Origin of the sequence: Rhizobium sp. AAP116 (genome assembly GCF_001295785.1) — a bacterium.
Lineage (GTDB): Bacteria > Pseudomonadota > Alphaproteobacteria > Rhizobiales > Rhizobiaceae > Allorhizobium.
Map to the genome: position 1 here is coordinate 67,030 of NZ_LJIB01000008.1, position 19,030 is coordinate 86,059.

Here is a 19,030-nt window from a genome sequence, read left to right on the forward strand (position 1 = left end):
ACACGTCGCCATTCCCTTTCGACTAAGGTCAATATTCGAAACGATTTCAAAAGACGCCGACATGCCCTAAGGTTCCGGCTCGGGCGCAGTCGAGGAGGAAAAGGTGTTCCCAGGCTGGATCATCGTTGCGTCAGCGATCGGTTACCTGTTGCTCCTGTTTGCCGTTGCGAGCTACGGGGACCGGAAGACGCGCGTGCACGGTGTTCCTGCCGGGGGACGGCCGGTCGTCTATGCGCTCAGCCTCGCCGTCTATTGCACGTCCTGGACCTATTTCGGCGGCGTGGGCCTTGCCGCCGAACACGGCCTCGAATTCATGGCGATCTACATCGGCCCGATCCTGATGTACACGCTCGGCATGCCGATCCTGAGGCGGATCGTCGAACTCGCCAAGACAGAAAAGATCACCTCCGGCGCTGACTTCGTGGCGGCACGATACGGCAAGAACCCCGTCGTCGGCATGCTGGTCACCGTGATCTACCTTGTCGGCATCATCCCCTATATCGCGCTGCAGCTGAAAGCTGTCTCGAGTTCGGTTGCGGCCGTCATGGATCCGACCGCCTACGGCATCGGCACCGGCAATCTCTACTTTATCGACCTGCCGCTGATCGTCGCCTTCATCCTTGCCTGCTTCGCGGTGATCTTCGGCACGCGCCATACGGATGCGACAGAGCACCAGGACGGCCTGATCCTTGCCATCGCCATGGAATCGGTCGTCAAGCTCATTGCCTTCTGGACGCTCGGCGTCTTCGTCATCTGGGTGATGTTCGATGGACCTGCCGATCTGTGGCAGAAGGCCGTGGAGAGCGAGGCGGTCATGGCCGCACTGACGCATGAAACGCCGCCCAGCCGTTGGCTGCTGTTGATTGCGCTTTCGGCCTTCGCGATCATCATGCTGCCCCGGCAGTTCCACGTTACCGTGGTCGAAAACCGTACACCCCGGGAACTGAAGCTCGCCGGGATCCTGATGCCAATTTACCTGATCGCCATCAACATCTTCGTTTTGCCGGCGGCAATCGCCGGTGTGCTGATGTTTGGCGGCAGCGGCGATGCCGATCTCTACGTGCTCTCGCTGCCACTTGAAGCTGGCTCCGGCTTCGTGTCGCTTCTCACCTTCATCGGCGGCTTCTCAGCCGCGACCGCCATGGTGATCGTTGCCTCCGTGGCGCTGGCGATCATGGTGTCGAACGACATGGTCCTGCCGATCTTCCTGCGGCAAAAGCTGGTGGGGCGACCCAGCCAACGCGAGGACTTCGCCAAGACGCTGCTGCATATCCGGCGCACGGCGATCTTCGGCGTCCTCCTGCTCGGCTATGTCTACTTCCGCTCCGCCGACAATACGACGGGGCTCGCCAAGATCGGCCTGCTCTCCTTCACCGCCATCGCGCAGATCGCACCGGCCATGTTCGGCGGCTTGATCTGGCGACGGGCCAATGCACGTGGCGCAATCGCCGGGCTCACCATCGGGTTCTTGGTCTGGGCCTATCTGCTCTTCCTGCCGAGCCTCGGCGCCGAAGATCACTCCTGGATCGCGTCCGCAGTGCTGGGTTTCCTGTTGCCCGGTCTATCGATGTTCGAGCCGCAATATGCGGATCCGCTGGTCAATGCGACAATCTTCAGCCTGCTGATCAACACACTCGCCTTCGTCATCGGTTCGCTCAGCCGCAATCCGCGCCCAGTGGAGCGCATCCAGTCGGCGATCTTCATCAAGCGCCAGCCCCGCTCCAACTCCGCAACCCGGGGATGGAAGACGAGTGTCGCCGTCGGCGACCTCAAGGCTGCGATTGCCCGCTATCTCGGCAATGAGCGCATGGAGCGGTCATTCCGGTCCTACGAGCAGACGGTCGGCCGCAAACTCGCCGACGACAGTCCGGCCGACATGGCCTTCATCCATTTTTCCGAACAGCTGCTCGGCAGCGCGATCGGCTCCTCTTCGGCACGTCTGGTCCTGTCGCTGATCCTGCAGAAGGCCGAGGATCCATCGGCTGATACGGTCTGGCTGCTCGACCAGGCCTCGGAAGCACTGCAATACAATCAGGACATGATGCAGACGGCGCTCGCCCAGATGGAGCAGGGGATCGCCGTCTTCGACGCGTCGGACCGCCTGACGATCTGGAACCGGCGCTTCCGCACGCTGCTGGACCTGCCGGAGCATGTCGGCCAAGTCGGATTTCCGCTGCTCGACATGATCGCCATTCTGGCGCAGCGAGGCGATGTTCCGGCCGGTGACACACAGGCTGTCATCCGAAGCTTCCACCAGTTCGACAGGCCGTTCCAGATGGTGCTGGCCGGTGGACATCGGATCATCGAAGTGCGCTGCAACCTGATGCCCGACAAGGGCCTCGTCGCGACTTTCAGCGACATCACCTCCCGCGTTGAGGCTGACCAGGCCCTGAAGCAGGCCAATGAAACGCTGGAACAACGCGTCAGCGAACGCACGGCCGAACTGACACGGGTGAACCATGCCCTGGCGGAGGCCCGCGCGGCAGCCGACGAGGCCAATATCGGAAAAACCCGCTTCTTTGCCGCGGCCGGCCACGACATCCTGCAGCCGCTGAATGCCGCGCGGCTCTATTCCTCGTCACTGGTCGAGCGGCTCGGCGATTCCCAAAACAGCGCGTTGGTCGGCAATATCGATTCCGCTCTAGAATCGGTCGAGAGCATTCTCGGTGCCGTTCTCGACATTTCGCGTCTGGACACCGGCGCGATGAAGCCACGCTTTTCCAGCGTGCCGTTGAACAGCCTCTTGCAAAGGATCGAAACCGACTTCGCGCCGATGGCTCGAGAAAAGGACCTCAAGCTCGTGGTGATGCCGACAACACTGTCGGTCCGCTCGGATCCGACCCTGTTGCGCCGCCTCGTCCAGAACCTTGTTTCGAACGCGATCAAGTACACGCCGTCAGGCCGCGTCGTGGTCGGGGCCCGGCGTCAAGGCGACAAGGTGGTGATCCAGGTGACGGATAGCGGCATCGGCATCCCCTCGTCCAAGTTTCGCACCGTGTTCAAGGAGTTCGCGCGGCTCGAAGAAGGCATGCGCACAGCATCCGGTCTCGGCCTCGGCTTGTCGATCGTCGACCGCATCGCCAAGGTGCTGCAACACCCGGTGGAACTCGCCTCGAAGCCTGGCAAGGGTACGACGTTCAAGGTTGTCATGCCGCTCGACGTCGCCAAGCCGGCCGCCCAGGGCGTCGTATCGATCGATGCCGGCAGTCGCTCCACGCCGGCGCTGCAGGGCTTCCGGGTGCTGTGCATCGACAACGAGCCGAAGATCCTCGAAGGCATGCAGCTTCTCATCTCCGGTTGGGGTTGCACTGTCGAATGCGCAGGCTCGATCGCCGAGATGGACGAACTGATCAAGTCCACCAAGGCTCCGGATCTGGTCATTGTCGACTACCATCTGGACGATGGCAGCGGCATCGGGGCAGTTCTCAGGCTGAGAGCACTGACACAGGCCGACATCCCCGCTCTTCTGATCACAGCCGATCGCTCGGCGGAGGTGCGTGCGGAGGCCGAGCGCCATTCGATAACCCTGCAGCACAAGCCGGTGCGGCCTGCTGCGCTTCGTGCCTTCATCACGCAGGTCTCCTCGCAACGCAGTGCGGCAGCTGAATAGCTCTGCGGATAAGTGGGCTTGAGATACCCGATCTCACCAGCTCTTCAGGGCGCGCAGCGTCGGCGTCTTCTTGAAGACGTGATCGTTCATGCGCCCCATCAGACGGTCGAGAAGCGAGACCGCCTCGACCACGGCCGGCCCCTTGTTCAGCATCACGCATTCGGCCCGCGCCGCCATAGCGGCATCGGTCATCTCGCCGCGTGTCGGAATGCCCTGCTTAACCATGTCTTCCAGCACCTGAGTCGCCCAGATGCAGGGGACGGAGGCCGCCTCGCAGATCCAGAGGATCTCCTCCTGCATTTCCGCGAGCCGTTCAAAGCCGATTTCAGCAGCGAGATCGCCACGTGCGATCATCACACCGAAGGGGCCGCGCTGGCGTGCCCGCGCGATAAGGGCGGGAAGATTGGTGAGCGCGAGCGGCTGCTCGATCTTGGCGATCAGGCCGAGCTGCCGATCGGTCCTGCCGTGACGAGCGAGGACGTCGTCGAGCAGATCGATGTCTTCCGGTCGACTGACAAAGGAATAGCCGATCAGATCGGCGCATTCGATGACCATCTCAAGGTCGGCTTCGTCCTTGCTGGTCAGCGGCGAAAGCCCGAGCGCGGTGTCGGGAAGGTTGATGCCCTTTTCGGGCTTCAGGCGAGTGCCGCCGGATTTGGTGCGCCGAACGACGATGATCGCCTCCTCCGCTGCGACGCTTTCGACAACCGCTTCGAGCTTTCCGTCATCGTAACGGAGCCGATCACCGACGGAGAGTCGGGTGACCATTTCCGGTAGCGAGACCGCAGCCGAGTGCGGGGCTTTCTCATCGATACGCGGAGCAGCATTTGCGACGAGGCGGACGCGATCACCGATCTGCAGCCTCGGCTTTTTGTCGACCGAGGCCACGTCGCCCGTTCTGATCTTTGGACCGGCAATGTCCATCAGAACCTTGATGTCACGTCCGCAGACGCCGGCGGCTGCCTGGACGAAAGCTGTCATGGTGCGCCACGCCTCCGGATCGTCATGGGCGCAATTGATGCGGGCGACATCCATGCCGGCCCGGGCGAGATCCAAAATAAGGTCGGGACTTTCGGCGGCCTGACTGGGCAGCGTCACCATGATTCGCGTCCGGCGGCTAGCCGGCTTTGTGCCAAACAGGTCAACAGTGGCAGCCTCAAGCCGCGCCTCGCCAGCAAAAAAATCTGTTTCCGCCGGCATGGCGGGAGCCTCTGCCCGGACGCCCGAAAGCGATGCCAGCGCATGGATCACGGCGTCGATCGTTGGCAGGACACGGCTCTCCAGCCGGCCCATGGAAGAGAGGCCAAGCGACATGAGGCGCCGTTGCAACAGACGAATATCGTGATGACGCAAAGCAAGGTAATGGGCCAGATTGGCGATCGCCGGATCCGCTTCGCCATTCCCTGACGACAAAAGCGAAGCTCCGTCGAGGATCGCTTGCCTAAGCGTCACCATCTCGGTGTGGATTTCAGCTGCGCGAATGGTGGCGTCGGTGGTCTCTCGCATGTTCATGATCGGCCCTGCCTGGTTGTTGCAGAACCCTAATCCCGGCTTGTTGACAGCCCAATGACAGTCGATGTCGCAGGGATCTCAGAGCCTGAGGCTCCATACGGTGGCGTTGACCACGACACCGGGCTCAGCCACGAGCCTTGCCGCCCGTACCGGATCAAAGCCAGCAATCCGCTTGGTCCCGGCGACGCGCCCGCCATCGGCAAAAACCTCCAGAGAGCCGTAGTCGAGGAAGACGCGCAGGCGGCGGGCGCCGGCCGCCTTCGCCAGATAGCGCGGACCCGGTGGCTCCTCGGGGCGGTCGAGATAGCCGTACAGGATCTCTAGGCCTTCCTCATGCTGGGCAACGGCCAGGCGAATGTCCGGATGGTCGAACTCCAGGCGGAACGCGCCGCCCGCCTCCGACAGCTCGAAGGTTATTTCGGCAGCGCCATTGGGCAGCTCTATGAGTTGCCCGGACGCCAGCCGCGTACGATCGAGCATGCGCGCGCGCAGGCTTTCGGCCGCGCCAATGGGAGGCGTCAGCAACGTATCTCCTTCGAGAACCAGCGTGCGCGGCAATGTCATCGCAGAGGGAAAATCGACGGTCGGACCGGTATCCGCCCAATTGCCGAGCCAGCCGATGCCGACCGGCGTGTTGCCATCGACGAATGCCTGGAAAGCATAGTTGTCGGTGCCGAAATCGAGTTCGCGGCCGAAGGACTTGGCGAAACTACGGCCGTCGAACCAACCGATATCGATCATCGTCAGATTATGTCGACCGGTCTCCTTGTCCTCGCCGTTCATCAGGCCATAGATCAGCGCCCAGCGGGTGGCTGGGTCGCGGTAGTCGCCATCCATGGGCAGAAGGCAGGGGCATTCGAGGGCCGAGGTTTGATAGCGCGTCTCGGTGTAGAGCTTGCCGACATAGGCCCAGCCGGCGGCGGCCGTGTTGTCCTCCGTCTGGTAAAGCAGCACCACACCGCCCGTGCCGCTCTGACTGCCGAGCAGCATTTTCCACAACCCATCCGGACTGCGGAAAACGTAAGGGTCGCGAAAGTCGAATGTCAGGCCTTCGCCATCCGGTCGACGGGGCAGGAAGACTTCTGCTGCACCCGCGCTGAACAGATCAGTCGATGTCGCCGTCAGCTGGATTTCCTGCTCGGGCATGCGCTCGGCGATCTTCTCCGTGAAGAAAACCCGGATGCCGGGCCCGTCGGTCCGCGCAATCGCCGAACCGGAGAAGGCGCCTCCGCGCTTGTCCGGTCGCACCGTCAGTTCCTCGGAGGGGAAGAGGAAGACCGGCAGATGCCGCCAGCGCAAGTAGTCCGAAGAGACGGCGTGGCCCCAATGCATGTTGTTCCAGATGCGTCCATGCGAATAGTGCTGGTAGAAGAGATGCGGGCGCCCTCCGAATCGACCGAAGCCGTTCGGGTCATTCATCCAGCCGAAGGGCGGGCGGAAGTGATATCCATAAGGCAGATCCGGCGGCTCGTTCGACGGATTGGTATGGATGACCGTGATGCCTGTCTCCAGCACGTCCGAAGGCGTGAACCAGTAGGCGACAGAGAGCGACGTAACCGCCATGTCATAGGCGAGGGTGACCGTGCCTCCGCCGAATACCTGATAGATGCGGAAGGAGTTCTCTTCCGCATTCGAAGCCTGCACTTCACCAAACTTGCCATTTGCGCTGTACAACGACACCGCCCCCGGCTCTTCCGGCGTCACCGCCTTTAGCCAGAGATGCAGCACGGCGTTCACAGGAAGCTCGACTTCGATAGCCCTGTAATGATCCGGTATGCAGGTCGCTGTCATCATGCAGGTCTCCCTTTTTTCTTTCTAGGCCAGCGCTCAACGGAAGGAGCTACGTGGCTGTTCCATGCCTCGCTGTCACAGAGGCTTCAGAAAACCGTCATGGCGGCTTCACTCGAAGCGCCTATTGCGGCGAGAACGACACTGAAGATCGGAGCCCTGCTCATGCGTCTCGCCGTTCTCGTCCTCGGCCTCTTGCTCTCCCTCGTCACAGGGGCGGCGAGTCTGGCGCCCATTCCGCCATCCAATCGGGCGGCTCTCATCCACGAACGGCTCACCGAGGCCAACCTCAATCGCGATCATGTCATGGTCGTGGCCCATCGCGCCGGCTGGAAGAAGGATGGGGTCGTCGTTCGCGCCGAAAACTCGTTTGCCGCCATCGACCACGCCGTTTCGACCGGGGTTGAAATGGTGGAGCTCGATGTGAGGCGTTCGAAAGACGGCACCCTTGTTATCATGCATGATGAAACACTTGATCGCACCACCAGCTGCCAGGGAAAAGTGGTCGAGTTCACCCTTGCAGAGCTTAGAACCTGCCGGCTCTTGGTCGAGGGAGACCGTCGCCCGACAGACGAACATGTCTTCACGCTCGAAGAAGCGATGCTGCATGCGCGCGGCCGGATCCTGATCAACATCGACAACAAGCTCGAGCCGGAAGCCCTGGTGGAAGTCGCGGATCTCGCCCGCAGCCTCGGCATGACCGATGGCGTGCTTCTGAAGATGGCAGTGTGGAATGCCGAGCGGCTGCAACTCGCTCGCGACATCCGCCGCGCCATCGGGGCGGAGTTCGCTTTCATGCCGATCCTCGCCGATGACGCCGTGACCGAGCCCGCATTCATCGACCGTACCCAATCTGCGCTCGGCGCACCGGCCGCCGAGCTTGTCCACTGGTATCGGGATTCATCGGAGCCGATCACCTCGGATGGCGGACCTCTGCTCTCGCCCCTCGCCCGCGCGGCTGCGGTCCGCAACAACACCCATCTTTGGATCAACACCTATCCGATCACCGATCGCCCTGAGGGCATGGTGGCGGGGGGACGCGGCGATTATCTCGCACTTTCGACAGGGCGACCGGAGGATGTCTGGGGCTTCTTCATCGAACGGGGCGTGACCATCATACATACGGACGAGCCGGAAGCAGTTCTTGCCTGGCTCGACGCGCAGGGGCTGCGGCGGTCGTATGAGCTGACGAACTGAAGCTTCACACAAGACCCGAACGAAAAAAGGCGGCCTGGGGGCCGCCTTTTCCAATTCATTCAGGACCTAAGCTCATGCGGCCTTAGCGGCTTCGCCGTAGGGGTCGAAGCGGCCGTAGAAGGTTTCACCCTTGGCGGCCATGTCCTTGAGGAGCGGCGTTGGCGTGAAGTGCGGGCCGTAGTCTTTGGCGAGGCGTTCGCAGAGTTCCACGAAGATCTTCACACCCATGCCGTCGATATAGGACAGGGCACCGCCGGTGTAGGGTGCAAAACCGAAGCCCAGGATCGAGCCGACATCGGCTTCGCGCGGGTCGGTGACAATGCCTTCCTCGACGGTGCGGGCGGCTTCGAGCGCGATAGTTGCGAGGAAGCGTTCCTGCAGTGTCTTGACGTCGACGGCTTCCGGCTTCTGCTGCGGGTAGAGATCCTTCAGGCCCGGCCAGATGTGCTTCTTCGCGGGCTTTGCCGGATAGTCGTAGAAGCCCTTGCCGTTCTTGCGGCCGAAGCGCTCTTCTTTTTCGACCATGCGGGCAACCAGCTCCATGTGGCGCGGGTCAATCGCCTTCTCGCCGAGGTCAGCAACGGTTGCCTTCAGGATCTTGTAGGAGAGATCGATCGCCACTTCGTCGTTCAGCGCCAGCGGACCGACCGGCATGCCGGCGAACTTTGCGGCATTCTCGATCATGACCGGCGGCACGCCTTCGATGAGCATGTTGTAGCTCTCGGCCATGTAGCGCAGGACGCAGCGGTTGACGAAGAAGCCGCGCGTGTCGTTGACGACGATCGGGGTCTTCTTGATCGCGGCAACATAATCGAGGGCCACCGCCAGCGCCTTGTCACCCGTCTCCTTGCCGAGAATGACTTCGGTCAGCATCATCTTCTCGACCGGCGAGAAGAAGTGGATGCCGATGAAATCGACCGGGCGCTTGGAGTTTCCGGCCAAGCCCGTGATCGGCAGGGTCGAGGTGTTGGAGGCAAAGATCGCGCCTTCCGGCAACACGGCCTCGACCTTCTCGATGACGGCCTTCTTGACGTCGCGGTCTTCGAAGACGGCTTCGATGACGAGATCGGCATCGGAGAGTGTGCCGTAATCATCTGAGGGCGTGATCAGCGAAAGGAGCTTTTCGCCCTCGTCCTTGGTGAGCTTTCCCTTACCGACGGCACCGGCAACGAGGCCTTCCGAATGGGTCTTGCCCTTGCCGGCAGCTTCCATGTCGCGGTCAATCAGCACGACATTGATGCCGGCAGCGGCTGTCACATAGGCGATCGAGGCGCCCATGAAACCGGCGCCGACGACGCCGACCTTCTTGATCTCGGACTTCGGCTGACCCGCCGGGCGGCGGGCACCCTTGTTCAGTTCCTGCATCGAGACGAAGAGCGAGCGGATCATCGAATAGGCTTCGGTGGTCTGGACGATCTCGGTGAAGTAGCGCTGCTCGATCCTGAGACCCGTGTCGAAGGGCACCTGGAGGCCTTCATAAACGCTCTTAAGGATGGCAAGCGCTGCCGGGTAGTTGCCTGCGGTTTCGCGGCGCATGATCGCGGAAGCGGCCGGCCATAGCTGGGCTGCGGCCGGCGTCCAGATGCCACCGCCGGGAACCTTGAAGCCCTTTTCGTCCCAAGGGGCGACAGGCTTCAGACCGTCCTTGATCATCTGTTTCGCAGCGTTGATCAGTTCGCCTGGCTCGACGACCTGATGCACCAGGTTCATAGCCTTGGCGCGAGCCGCCGACAGCGTCTGACCGGTGGTCATCATCTGCAGGGCGTCCTGCGTGTTGGCGAGGCGGGCGACGCGCTGCGTGCCGCCGGCGCCCGGGAAGATGCCGACCTTGACTTCCGGCAGGCCGATCTTGACCTGCTTGGCGCTCGACGCCACGCGGCCATGGCAGGCGAGCGACAGTTCGGTCGCGCCGCCCATGCAGGTGCCGTTGATGGCGGAGACCCACGGCTTGCCGTTGGTCTCGATCTTGCGCCACAGCCAGGTCATGCGACCGGCGGCGTCAAACAGCTTCTGGACAGCAGCGGTCGGGTCCTTGGCCTTTTCCTCTTCGAGCATGGAGAACATGCCCTTGATCATGGTGAGATCGGCGCCGCCGGAGAAGGAGGACTTGCCCGAGGTGAAGACCACGCCCTTGATGCCATCATCGGCAACCGTCTGCTCGAGGATCTTCTCGATCTCGTCCATGACTTCGACTGTGAAGACGTTCATCGACTTGTCGGGCATGTCCCAGGTGACGAGGGCAATGCCGTCTGCGTCAGTCTCGATGGTGAAGTTCTTGTAGGTCATGATGGGATTCCTCTTCCCTGAAATTCGATGTTGCGAGGAGCATCCCCCTCACCCGGCCTCTGCTTGGCTCGGCCACCCTCTCCCCGAGGGGAGAGGGTGCCGGCAGGCGGATGAGGGAGAGCTTCCCCCTCAAACGCGCTCGATAACCGTCGCCGTGCCCATGCCGGCGCCGATGCAGAGCGTCACCAGCGCGGTGTTGAGATCGCGGCGTTCCAGCTCGTCGAGCACCGTGCCGAGGATCATTGCACCGGTGGCACCGAGCGGATGGCCCATGGCGATCGCGCCGCCGGCGACGTTCATCTTCGAATGGTCGACGTTGAAATGCTGCATGAAGCGCAGGACGACGGCGGCAAACGCCTCGTTCAGTTCGAACAGGTCGAAGTCGGAGATCTTCATGCCCGTGCGCTTCAGGAGCTTTTCCGTCACGTCAACCGGGCCGGTCAGCATGAGCGCCGGATCAGAGCCGATATTGGTGAAGGCGCGGATGCGGGCGCGCGGCTTCAGACCCATCGCCTCACCGCCAGCCTTGGAGCCGACGAGAACGGCAGCAGCACCATCGACGATGCCGGACGAATTGCCGGCATGGTGGATGTAGGTGATGCGCTCGATTTCCGGATGGGCCTGGATGGCGACGGCTTCGAAGCCACCCATTTCGCCGGGCATCTGGAAGGAAGGATTCAGGCTTGCCAGCGACTGCATGTCGGTGCCGGGGCGCATGTGTTCGTCGCGGTCGAGAATGACGAGGCCGTTGCCGTCCTTCACCGGGATGACGGACTTGGCGAAGTTACCAGCAGCCCAGGAGGCGGCGGAGCGCTTCTGGCTCTCGACGGCATAGGCATCGACATCGTCGCGGGTGAAGCCATACTTGGTGGCGATCAGGTCGGCAGACACACCCTGCGGCATGAAATAGCCGGGGAAGTTGACCGAGGGGTCCATGTACCAGGCACCGCCCGACATGCCCATGCCGACGCGGGACATGCTTTCGACGCCACCAGCGATGACGATGTCATCGGAGCCAGCCACGACCTTGCCGGCGGCGAGGTTGATCGCGTCGAGACCGGAGGCGCAGAAGCGCGAGATCTGGATGCCGGGGGCGGCGAAATCATAACCGGCCTCGAAGGCAGCGGCCTTCGGGATTACGGCGCCGGCTTCCATCACCGGATCGACGCAGCCGAAGATGATGTCGTCGACGGTCGAGGTGTCGAGGCCGTTGCGGTCGCGCAGTGCTTCCAGTGTCTTGGCGGCCAGACGGGGGGTCGGCACTTCGTGCAGCGAACCGTCCTTCTTGCCGCGCCCGCGGGGCGTGCGCACATGGTCGTAAATGAAGACTTCAGTCATCGTCTCTCTCCCTTGGGCGCACGGGGGCGCCGGAATTTTTCCCTCTTCTCCCCAGCGGGGAGAAGTGCCGAGCGAATGCGAGGCGATGAGGGGGCGGATTGCGCAAGCGCCCCCTCATCCCAGGCGCAACGCGTTGCGCCTAACCTGTCGGGCCACCTTCTCCCCGATGGGGAGAAGGGGAAGATCAAAACGCTTCCGCGGCCATTTCCATCAGGCTGTCGGCGCCGGTTTCGATCCGGGCCTTGCGCAGTGCCGTCTCCGGCATGACCTTTTCCATGTAGAAGCGGCCGGTCATCAGCTTGTTCTTGTAGTAGTCCGCATCGCCAGAGCCTGCGGCCAGGTTGTCATTGGCGGCCTTGGCCATCTTGGCCCACATGTAGCCGAGCACGACGAGACCGAAGAGGTGCATGTAATCGGTCGAACCAGCACCGGCGTTGTCGGGCTTGGCCATGGCGTTCTGCATGAACCACATGGTCGAAGCCTGCAGGTCGTTCAGGCCCTTCTTAAGGCTCTTGGTGTAGGCCGCCAGGTTCTCGTCGCCACGGTTCTCCTCGCAGAAATCACCGATTTCCTTGAAAAGCGCCATCACGGCGCGGCCGCCGTTGAGGCCGAGCTTGCGGCCAACGAGGTCGAGGGCCTGGATGCCGTTGGCACCTTCGTAGATCATCGCGATGCGGGCATCGCGGACATACTGCGACATGCCCCATTCTTCGATGTAGCCGTGACCGCCATAGACCTGCTGGGCCATGACCGCATGGTCAAAGCCCTTGTCGGTCAGGACACCCTTGAGGATCGGTGTCATCAGGCCGAGCACGTCGTCGGCAAGCTGCTTCTCGGTCGCGTCACCGGAGCGGTGGGCGACGTCTGACTTGAGCGCCGTCCACAGCGTGAAGGCGCGGCCGGCCTCGTTAAAGGCCTTGATAGTGAGCAAGACGCGGCGGATGTCCGGGTGCACGATGATCGGGTCGGCCTTCTTTTCCGGCGCCTTGACGCCCGACAGAGAGCGGCCCTGGATGCGCTCGCGGGCATAGTTGGCGGCGTTCTGATAGGCGATTTCGGAGATCGACAGACCCTGCAGGCCGACGCCGAGGCGGGCCTCGTTCATCATGACAAACATGGCCGCGAGGCCCTTGTTCTCGGCGCCGATCAGATAGCCGGTCGCCTCGTCATAGTTCATCACGCAGGTGGCATTGCCGTGAATGCCCATCTTGTGCTCGATGGCGCCGCAGGTGACCGTGTTACGGCTGCCTACCGAACCGTCGTCGCCGACCATGAACTTCGGCACGATAAAGAGCGAGATGCCCTTGGTGCCCTCGGGCGCACCTTCGATGCGTGCGAGCACGAGGTGGATGATGTTGTCCGACATGTCGTGCTCGCCGGCAGAGATGAAGATCTTCTGGCCGGAGATCTTGTAGGAGCCGTCGCCGTTGGGAACCGCCTTGGTACGCAGCAGGCCGAGGTCGGTGCCGCAATGCGGCTCGGTGAGGTTCATCGTGCCGGTCCAGATGCCCTCGACCATCTTCGGCAGATACTTCTGCTTCTGCTCGTCGGAGCCATGCTCCAGGATCGCGGCGATCGCGCCCTGGGTGAGGCCCGGATACATCATGAGCGCCATGTTGGCGGAGGACATGAATTCTCCGACGGCGGTGTGCAGCGTGTAAGGCAGGCCCTGACCACCGTATTCAGCAGGTACGGCCAGACCAAGCCAGCCGCCCTGACAATAGGCGTCATAAGCCTGCTTGAAACCCTTCGGCGTCCTGACCGAACCGTCATCCGAACGGACACAGCCTTCCTGGTCGCCGGAGAGATTGAGCGGGAAGAGCTGCTCTTCCGCGAGCTTGGCCGCCTCGCCGACGATCGCCTCGATCATGTCGGGGGTCGCGTCTTCAAAGCCCGGCAGGTTGTTGTACCGCTCGAGACCAAGGACGTCGTTGAGAATGAAAAGCGTGTCGTTTACGGGGGCCTTGTAGACAGGCATCGGTCATCTTCCTCCAAAGACTTCGGTTCCGACGGGATCGGACTGTTCTGGCTTATACAAATAATTGACGTGCGCGTAAACGTCAAAATTTTTAAGCGCGGCATTTTTGCAAGGACCAAGGTCCCCTCCCCGTCCATCAAAGGCCTCTAAAGGAAGGCCCTTGTGCGGGGCGTTCCGACATAAGGGAGATACCCGTATTCACCGATTTTTCGCGAAGCTTAACGGCTTGTTTACCATGTTTCATGAAAGGTTGCGTTTGAAAGCTGGTGATCCATCCGCGATTCCGACGCGCCCTCATAGCCCTCGGGGCAAGAGGCATTCGTCGACGTCACACAGGACCACCTGGACGCATTCGGACGCACGCTGCGTCCGGCACCATCGAGGCGAGCAGAACCATGAACGGATCGCGATCCCAGACCCAACGGCCCGGCAACCCGTCCTCGCTGGATGCGTTGAACCGCACCATCGAAGGGCTTGAGGCTCGCATCGAGGGACTGATTGGCCAACAGAGCGCGCGCAGCCGCAGTGCAGACGAGCCGGTGGCACGCCCCCTGCCCGGCCGCCGCGCCGACGACCTTCCGCGCAGCGAACGCGATGTCCGCGACACCCGGCCGGATCCGCTTGCCGAAATCCGCCAGCGCCAGCGCGCGCTCGAGGAAAGCCGTGCCCGCAGTTCCGACCGCAGCCTTTACAGCCGCAGCGAAGAACCCTTGCCGCGCACGACGGTGCGCCAGCCCCTGCCTCCGCTTTCCGATCCGCAGCCGGCCTATGCCGTGCGCGCTCCCGTCGCACCACCCGCGCGCGCCAGCCAGGACATCACGGAAGCGCTGAGCGGCCTGCGCCGCGAATTGAAGCAGGACATCAGCGAAAGCCTGTCGCGCGAGATTGCCGGCTTGCGCAACGAGATGCGCTCGATCCGCCAGCTTGCCGAAGAAAGCCGCCCGCAGGACGACATGCGTCAGGACATTGCCCGTCTGGCCGAAAGCATCCAGCGTCTCGAAGGCATCAAGGCTCCGGGCACCGACGGTCTGCGTGAGGACTTCGACGACCTGCGCTCGCTGATGGACGGCCTTGCCCGCGAGGATTCCATGCGTCGCATGGAGCGCCGCTGGGATGATGTCGAAGTCCGTCTCGATGGCCTCGACACCGGCGCCATGCGCGACGAGATCATTCGCATCGCCGACCGGCTCGACGACATCAAGTCGCAGCTCGGCGGCATGGGCGACACCCGCGCTATCCGGGCTCTCGAAGACAAGCTTGTGACCGTCGCATCTGCTCTCGAACATATCGGCGCCCATATCGATCCCAACGAGCGCAAGCTGACGGAACAGTTCGCCTCGCTCGACATGCGACTCGACGAAATCACGCGCGCCATCGCGGCCGGGAGCCGCAACAGCGGCCCGGGCAACGATCCGGCGACGTTTCATCGGCTGGAAGAGCGGCTCTCGGGTCTCGCGCGCCAGATCGAGACCCTCTCCGAGACGCGCGCACCGCAGCTGCCGGATGCCTCGCACGAGATGGCCGAGCGGCTGGAGCTGCTGACCGAGCGCATTGAACAGCTATCGACAGAACAGGGCGCGGTCCGTCTGGAAGAGCGGCTGGACCAACTCTCCTACATGCTGGAGAAGGTGCAGCGGCCTGCGCCGGCGCCGGAACTCACCGGCTATCTTGCCGACATCTCCCGCAAGATCGATGCGCTCGACGGCAGTGCCGTCAACGACCGCCTTGCCGATCGGCTCGAAATCCTGGCGCGTCACATTGAGGAGCTCGACGCGCCGCAGCCGGTCGCCATGATCGATGACAGTGCCCTGCGCAACCTCGAAGACCGCCTGAATGCCGTGGTCGACCGTCTTGAGGAAACCAGCTCCTCCGCCCCTACCGGCGAAAGCGCAAGCCTCAAGGGGCTCGAAGACCAGATCGCCCATCTCTCAGCCCTGATCAGCCAGCCCTCGCCGGCCGATCCGGAGGTCTCCGGCCGCATTTCGGCACTCGAGGATTATGTAGCGACGAGCGACGAATACATCATCGAGGCAGCCCGGCAGGCCGCCGAGACCGTCATGGCCAATTTCGCCCAGCGTTTTCCGGCTGGAAGCCAGGCGGCATCGGCTGACATCTCCGCTCTGTCGGCCCTGTCGGATCATCTCAAGCAGCTCGAAGACTATAGCCGTCACTCGGAAGAGCGGACCCACCGCACCTTCGAGGCCCTGCATGACACACTCGTGCAGATCGCCGGACGGCTCGACGAGTTGCACCATCTCGGACAGCAGCCCGAAGCAGCACCTCTCTTTGCCCAGGCTCCCGTTGCTCCCGCACCGGTGCCGCGTGCACATCAAGCCGCAGCACCGGCTCCAAAACCGCCGCATATGGTCGCCGAACCGGTTGCGGAACCGACACATCCGATCGATCAGGAGCTGCTCGCCGCAGCGGATGATTTCGCCCAGACCATGACCGCGCTGCCGGTGATTGATGCCGCACGAGAAAAGAAGGTTGCGAAGCCCAGCCTGCTCGCCGGCCTCGGCAAGAAGCTGATGCCGGGCAAGAAGGCGCCAAAGGCCCCTGCAGAGCCTCGCCAGATGGTCGATCCTTCGCCGTCGATCGATCCGGTCGACGTGCTGCCGCCCGACGACGCGAATGAACTTTTGGAGCCCGGTTCCGGCGCGCCCGATGTGCGCAAGATCCTTGAGCGCGTTCGTGCCAGTCAGCAGGCAACCAAGGGTGCAACGCCAGCCGGCGCCGACAATGGGGACCGGACCGACTACATCGCCGCCGCCCGGCGCGCCGCTCAGGCGGCCGCCATGGAAATGGATCGTGCCCAGAAGGCAGCGCCTACAGGCAACAAGACCATGGCCGATGTGAAGGCCAAGGCGAAGTCGGGGGAAACCTCCCTCTTCGCGCGGTATCGCCGTCCCATCATGATGGCGGTGGGAGCCGTGCTTCTCGTTGCCATGGCCATGCCGCTCGTCAATACGCTGACCCGCAGCGAAGCGCCCGTCGCCATCGAAGAGACCGGTCAGGACGAGACGAGCGAGGCCATCATTGCAGAACCCGCAGTCGAGACCGCTGATGCAGCCGATGTCCAGGGCGACACCGGCACCGCGACACTTTCTGCGGCGTCTGCGCAGGCAGAGCCTCCAGCCGAGACGGATGAAGATCTTGTCGTCGCTCAGGACACATCGGCGCCGCCTGCAACTGTTCAAGCGGGAGACACGGCCCCTGTCAGGGCTCTGATGGCACCTGCGACGAGCGCGCCGGGCCAGACGCTCGAAGCGCCAACCAGAGTTGCCGATGCGGGGGCCAATGTGGTCGTTGCCGAGGAAATCGCGCCGGCTGCGCCTGCCGCAGAGATCATGGTTCCCTCGGAAATCACGCCACCATCGCTTTCGATCGCTGCCAAGGATGGCGATCCGGTTGCCCTTTTTGAGATCGGCGCACGCTATACCGAAGGTCGTGGCGTAACGAACGACTTCGCCGAAGCGGCCAAGTGGTATCGCCTCGCAGCCGACAAGGGTTTTGCCCCAGCCCAGTATCGTCTGGCCAATTTCCTCGAAAAGGGAACGGGCGTTGCACCCAATATCGGCGAAGCAAAGCGCTATTACGAAATGGCAGCGAATGCCGGCAATGCCAGCGCCATGCACAACCTCGCCGTCATCTATGCCTCCGGCAAGGATGGCGCACAGGACTATGCCAAGGCGGTGGAGTGGTTCGGAAAGGCCGCTGATTACGGAATTTCAGACAGCCAGTTCAATCTCGCGATCCTCAGTGCCCGTGGCAACGGGACCTCGCCGGATCTGGTGACGTCCTACAAGTGGTTTGCGATCGCAGCCAAGGGTGGCGACACGGATGCAGCGCAAAAGCGCGACGAAGTGGCCAATGCGCTGAAGCCCGAGGAACTCGAACGCGCCCGTGCCGAGGTGGACCTCTGGAAGGCCAAGGAGATGGACCCGGACGCCAATTCGGTCAACACGCCAGACGAATGGGCCGGCAAGGGCCTGAAGACCGCAAGCGTCGACATGAAGAAGGCGATCCGTAACATCCAGGCTATTCTCAACAAGAACGGCTATGACGCAGGAACGCCCGATGGTGTGATGGGCGCCAAGACGGTCTCGGCGATCAAGGCCTTCCAGACATCGATCGGTGAACAGCCGACGGGTCAGGTGACGGATAAGTTGGTGACCGAGCTTCTGGCCCGCAACAAATGATACGGCTGTCATAAAAGACCGCGAATAAGGGTCTATGACGGGCTCTCGAATTGACTTGGATGGCCTTGAGGCGCAGAAAAGAATTCGAAGGGGAGCAAGTCCGATCAAGGACTTGCGCCTGGCCAGCATGAGAGAGAACAAGGGGCTGATAGCTCTGACGTGACCGCGCCCCAAGGCGCGGCTACCCGCATTTGAGGTCCTGACGTGACGATCTATCTGCCGATCGCCGAGTTGTCGGTCAATGTGTTCATCATTCTCGGCATGGGCGCGGCTGTCGGCTTCCTCTCGGGCATGTTCGGGGTCGGTGGCGGCTTCCTCATCACGCCACTCCTGATCTTCTACAACATTCCTCCAGTCGTCGCCGTTGCAACCGGCGCGAACCAGGTCGTGGCTTCCTCCGTATCGGGTGCCATTTCGCATTTCCGGCGCGGTACGCTGGATATGAAGCTTGGAACAGTTCTGCTGATAGGAGGTCTGGTCGGTGCGACGATCGGTGTCTACATCTTCTCGTGGCTGAGGCGTCTCGGTCAGCTCGACCTGATCATCTCGCTGCTATACGTGGTGTTCCTCGGCACGGTCGGCGGGTTGATGTTGGCGGAGAGCTTGCGGGCGCTTCGCCGGGCCGCCCGCAACGAAGCCGTCCCCCTGAAGCGGCCCGGGCAGCACAACTGGGTGCACCGTCTGCCCTTCAAGATGCGCTTCAAGAAATCGAAGATCTATCTGAGCGTCATCCCGATCCTCGCGCTCGGTTTCGGCATCGGCATCCTGACTTCGGTCATGGGTGTCGGCGGCGGCTTCATCATGGTCCCGGCCATGATCTATCTGCTGCGCATTCCCACAAATGTCGTCGTCGGCACCTCGCTCTTCCAGATCATATTTACCACCGCCTACACCACGATCGTCCAGGCGGCGACGAACTATTCCGTCGATATCGTGCTCGCCTTCATCCTGATGGTGGCCGGCGTGATTGGCGCGCAATATGGCGTGCGTGTCGGCCAGAAGCTGCGCGGCGAACAGTTGCGCGCGCTGCTGGGGCTTCTCGTGCTCGCCGTCGGCGTGCGTCTCGCGATCGAACTGGTCGTGACGCCCGACGACATCTACTCTCTGGCGATCGGGGGCTGA

General features: G+C 62.5%; 9 protein-coding genes. 4 read left to right on the forward strand and 5 right to left on the reverse strand.

Going from position 1 to position 19,030, the window contains the following annotated elements; genetic code table 11:
• The first annotated feature begins 103 nt into the window (after positions 1–103).
• Positions 104–3,610, forward strand: coding sequence for a PAS domain-containing hybrid sensor histidine kinase/response regulator (locus tag IP85_RS07435; protein WP_054149049.1), 3,507 nt, complete (start codon positions 104–106; stop codon positions 3,608–3,610).
• Between the two features lie 33 nt (positions 3,611–3,643).
• Here IP85_RS07435 and IP85_RS07440 read toward each other — a convergent pair whose 3' ends face one another.
• Complete coding sequence (locus IP85_RS07440) at positions 3,644–5,122, reverse strand: pyruvate kinase (RefSeq protein WP_054149050.1); 1,479 nt, start codon at positions 5,120–5,122, stop codon at positions 3,644–3,646.
• Between the two features lie 78 nt (positions 5,123–5,200).
• On the reverse strand, positions 5,201–6,916 hold the full coding sequence (locus tag IP85_RS07445; RefSeq protein WP_054149051.1) for a GH32 C-terminal domain-containing protein: 1,716 nt from the start codon (positions 6,914–6,916) through the stop codon (positions 5,201–5,203).
• 96 nt (positions 6,917–7,012) lie between these two features.
• Here IP85_RS07445 and IP85_RS07450 point away from each other — a divergent pair, with 96 nt between their 5' ends.
• Positions 7,013–8,107, forward strand: coding sequence for a glycerophosphodiester phosphodiesterase family protein (locus IP85_RS07450; protein ID WP_245280828.1), 1,095 nt, complete (start codon positions 7,013–7,015; stop codon positions 8,105–8,107).
• A gap of 72 nt (positions 8,108–8,179) precedes the next feature.
• On the opposite strand, the gene IP85_RS07455 is transcribed toward IP85_RS07450, so the two are convergent.
• The 3 genes from IP85_RS07455 to IP85_RS07465 form a co-directional block, all read right to left on the reverse strand.
• On the reverse strand, positions 8,180–10,396 hold the full coding sequence (locus tag IP85_RS07455) for an FAD-dependent oxidoreductase (protein WP_156322772.1): 2,217 nt from the start codon (positions 10,394–10,396) through the stop codon (positions 8,180–8,182).
• A gap of 126 nt (positions 10,397–10,522) precedes the next feature.
• On the reverse strand, positions 10,523–11,731 hold the full coding sequence (locus tag IP85_RS07460) for an acetyl-CoA C-acetyltransferase (protein ID WP_054149053.1): 1,209 nt from the start codon (positions 11,729–11,731) through the stop codon (positions 10,523–10,525).
• Between the two features lie 184 nt (positions 11,732–11,915).
• Positions 11,916–13,709, reverse strand: a complete 1,794-nt coding sequence (locus tag IP85_RS07465) for an acyl-CoA dehydrogenase C-terminal domain-containing protein (RefSeq protein ID WP_054149054.1) — start codon at positions 13,707–13,709, stop codon at positions 11,916–11,918.
• A 395-nt stretch (positions 13,710–14,104) separates the two neighbouring features.
• Between IP85_RS07465 and IP85_RS07470 the strand changes: the two genes are divergently transcribed.
• Positions 14,105–17,908 (forward strand): peptidoglycan-binding protein, encoded by a 3,804-nt coding sequence (locus IP85_RS07470; protein ID WP_054149055.1) that lies wholly within the window; start codon positions 14,105–14,107, stop codon positions 17,906–17,908.
• A gap of 204 nt (positions 17,909–18,112) precedes the next feature.
• Entirely contained in the window at positions 18,113–19,030 is a 918-nt protein-coding gene (locus tag IP85_RS07475) for a sulfite exporter TauE/SafE family protein (protein WP_054149056.1), read from the forward strand.

Bases quoted from the DNA above. Each gene is read 5' to 3' on its own strand.
- IP85_RS07450 (WP_245280828.1), top strand. From the start codon at position 7,013: ATGGCGGCTTCACTCGAAGCGCCTATTGCGGCGAGAACGACACTGAAG.
- IP85_RS07440 (WP_054149050.1), bottom strand. From the start codon at position 5,122: ATGAACATGCGAGAGACCACCGACGCCACCATTCGCGCAGCTGAAATC.
- IP85_RS07460 (WP_054149053.1), bottom strand. From the start codon at position 11,731: ATGACTGAAGTCTTCATTTACGACCATGTGCGCACGCCCCGCGGGCGC.
- IP85_RS07470 (WP_054149055.1), top strand. From the start codon at position 14,105: ATGAACGGATCGCGATCCCAGACCCAACGGCCCGGCAACCCGTCCTCG.
- IP85_RS07465 (WP_054149054.1), bottom strand. From the start codon at position 13,709: ATGCCTGTCTACAAGGCCCCCGTAAACGACACGCTTTTCATTCTCAAC.
- IP85_RS07445 (WP_054149051.1), bottom strand. From the start codon at position 6,916: ATGATGACAGCGACCTGCATACCGGATCATTACAGGGCTATCGAAGTC.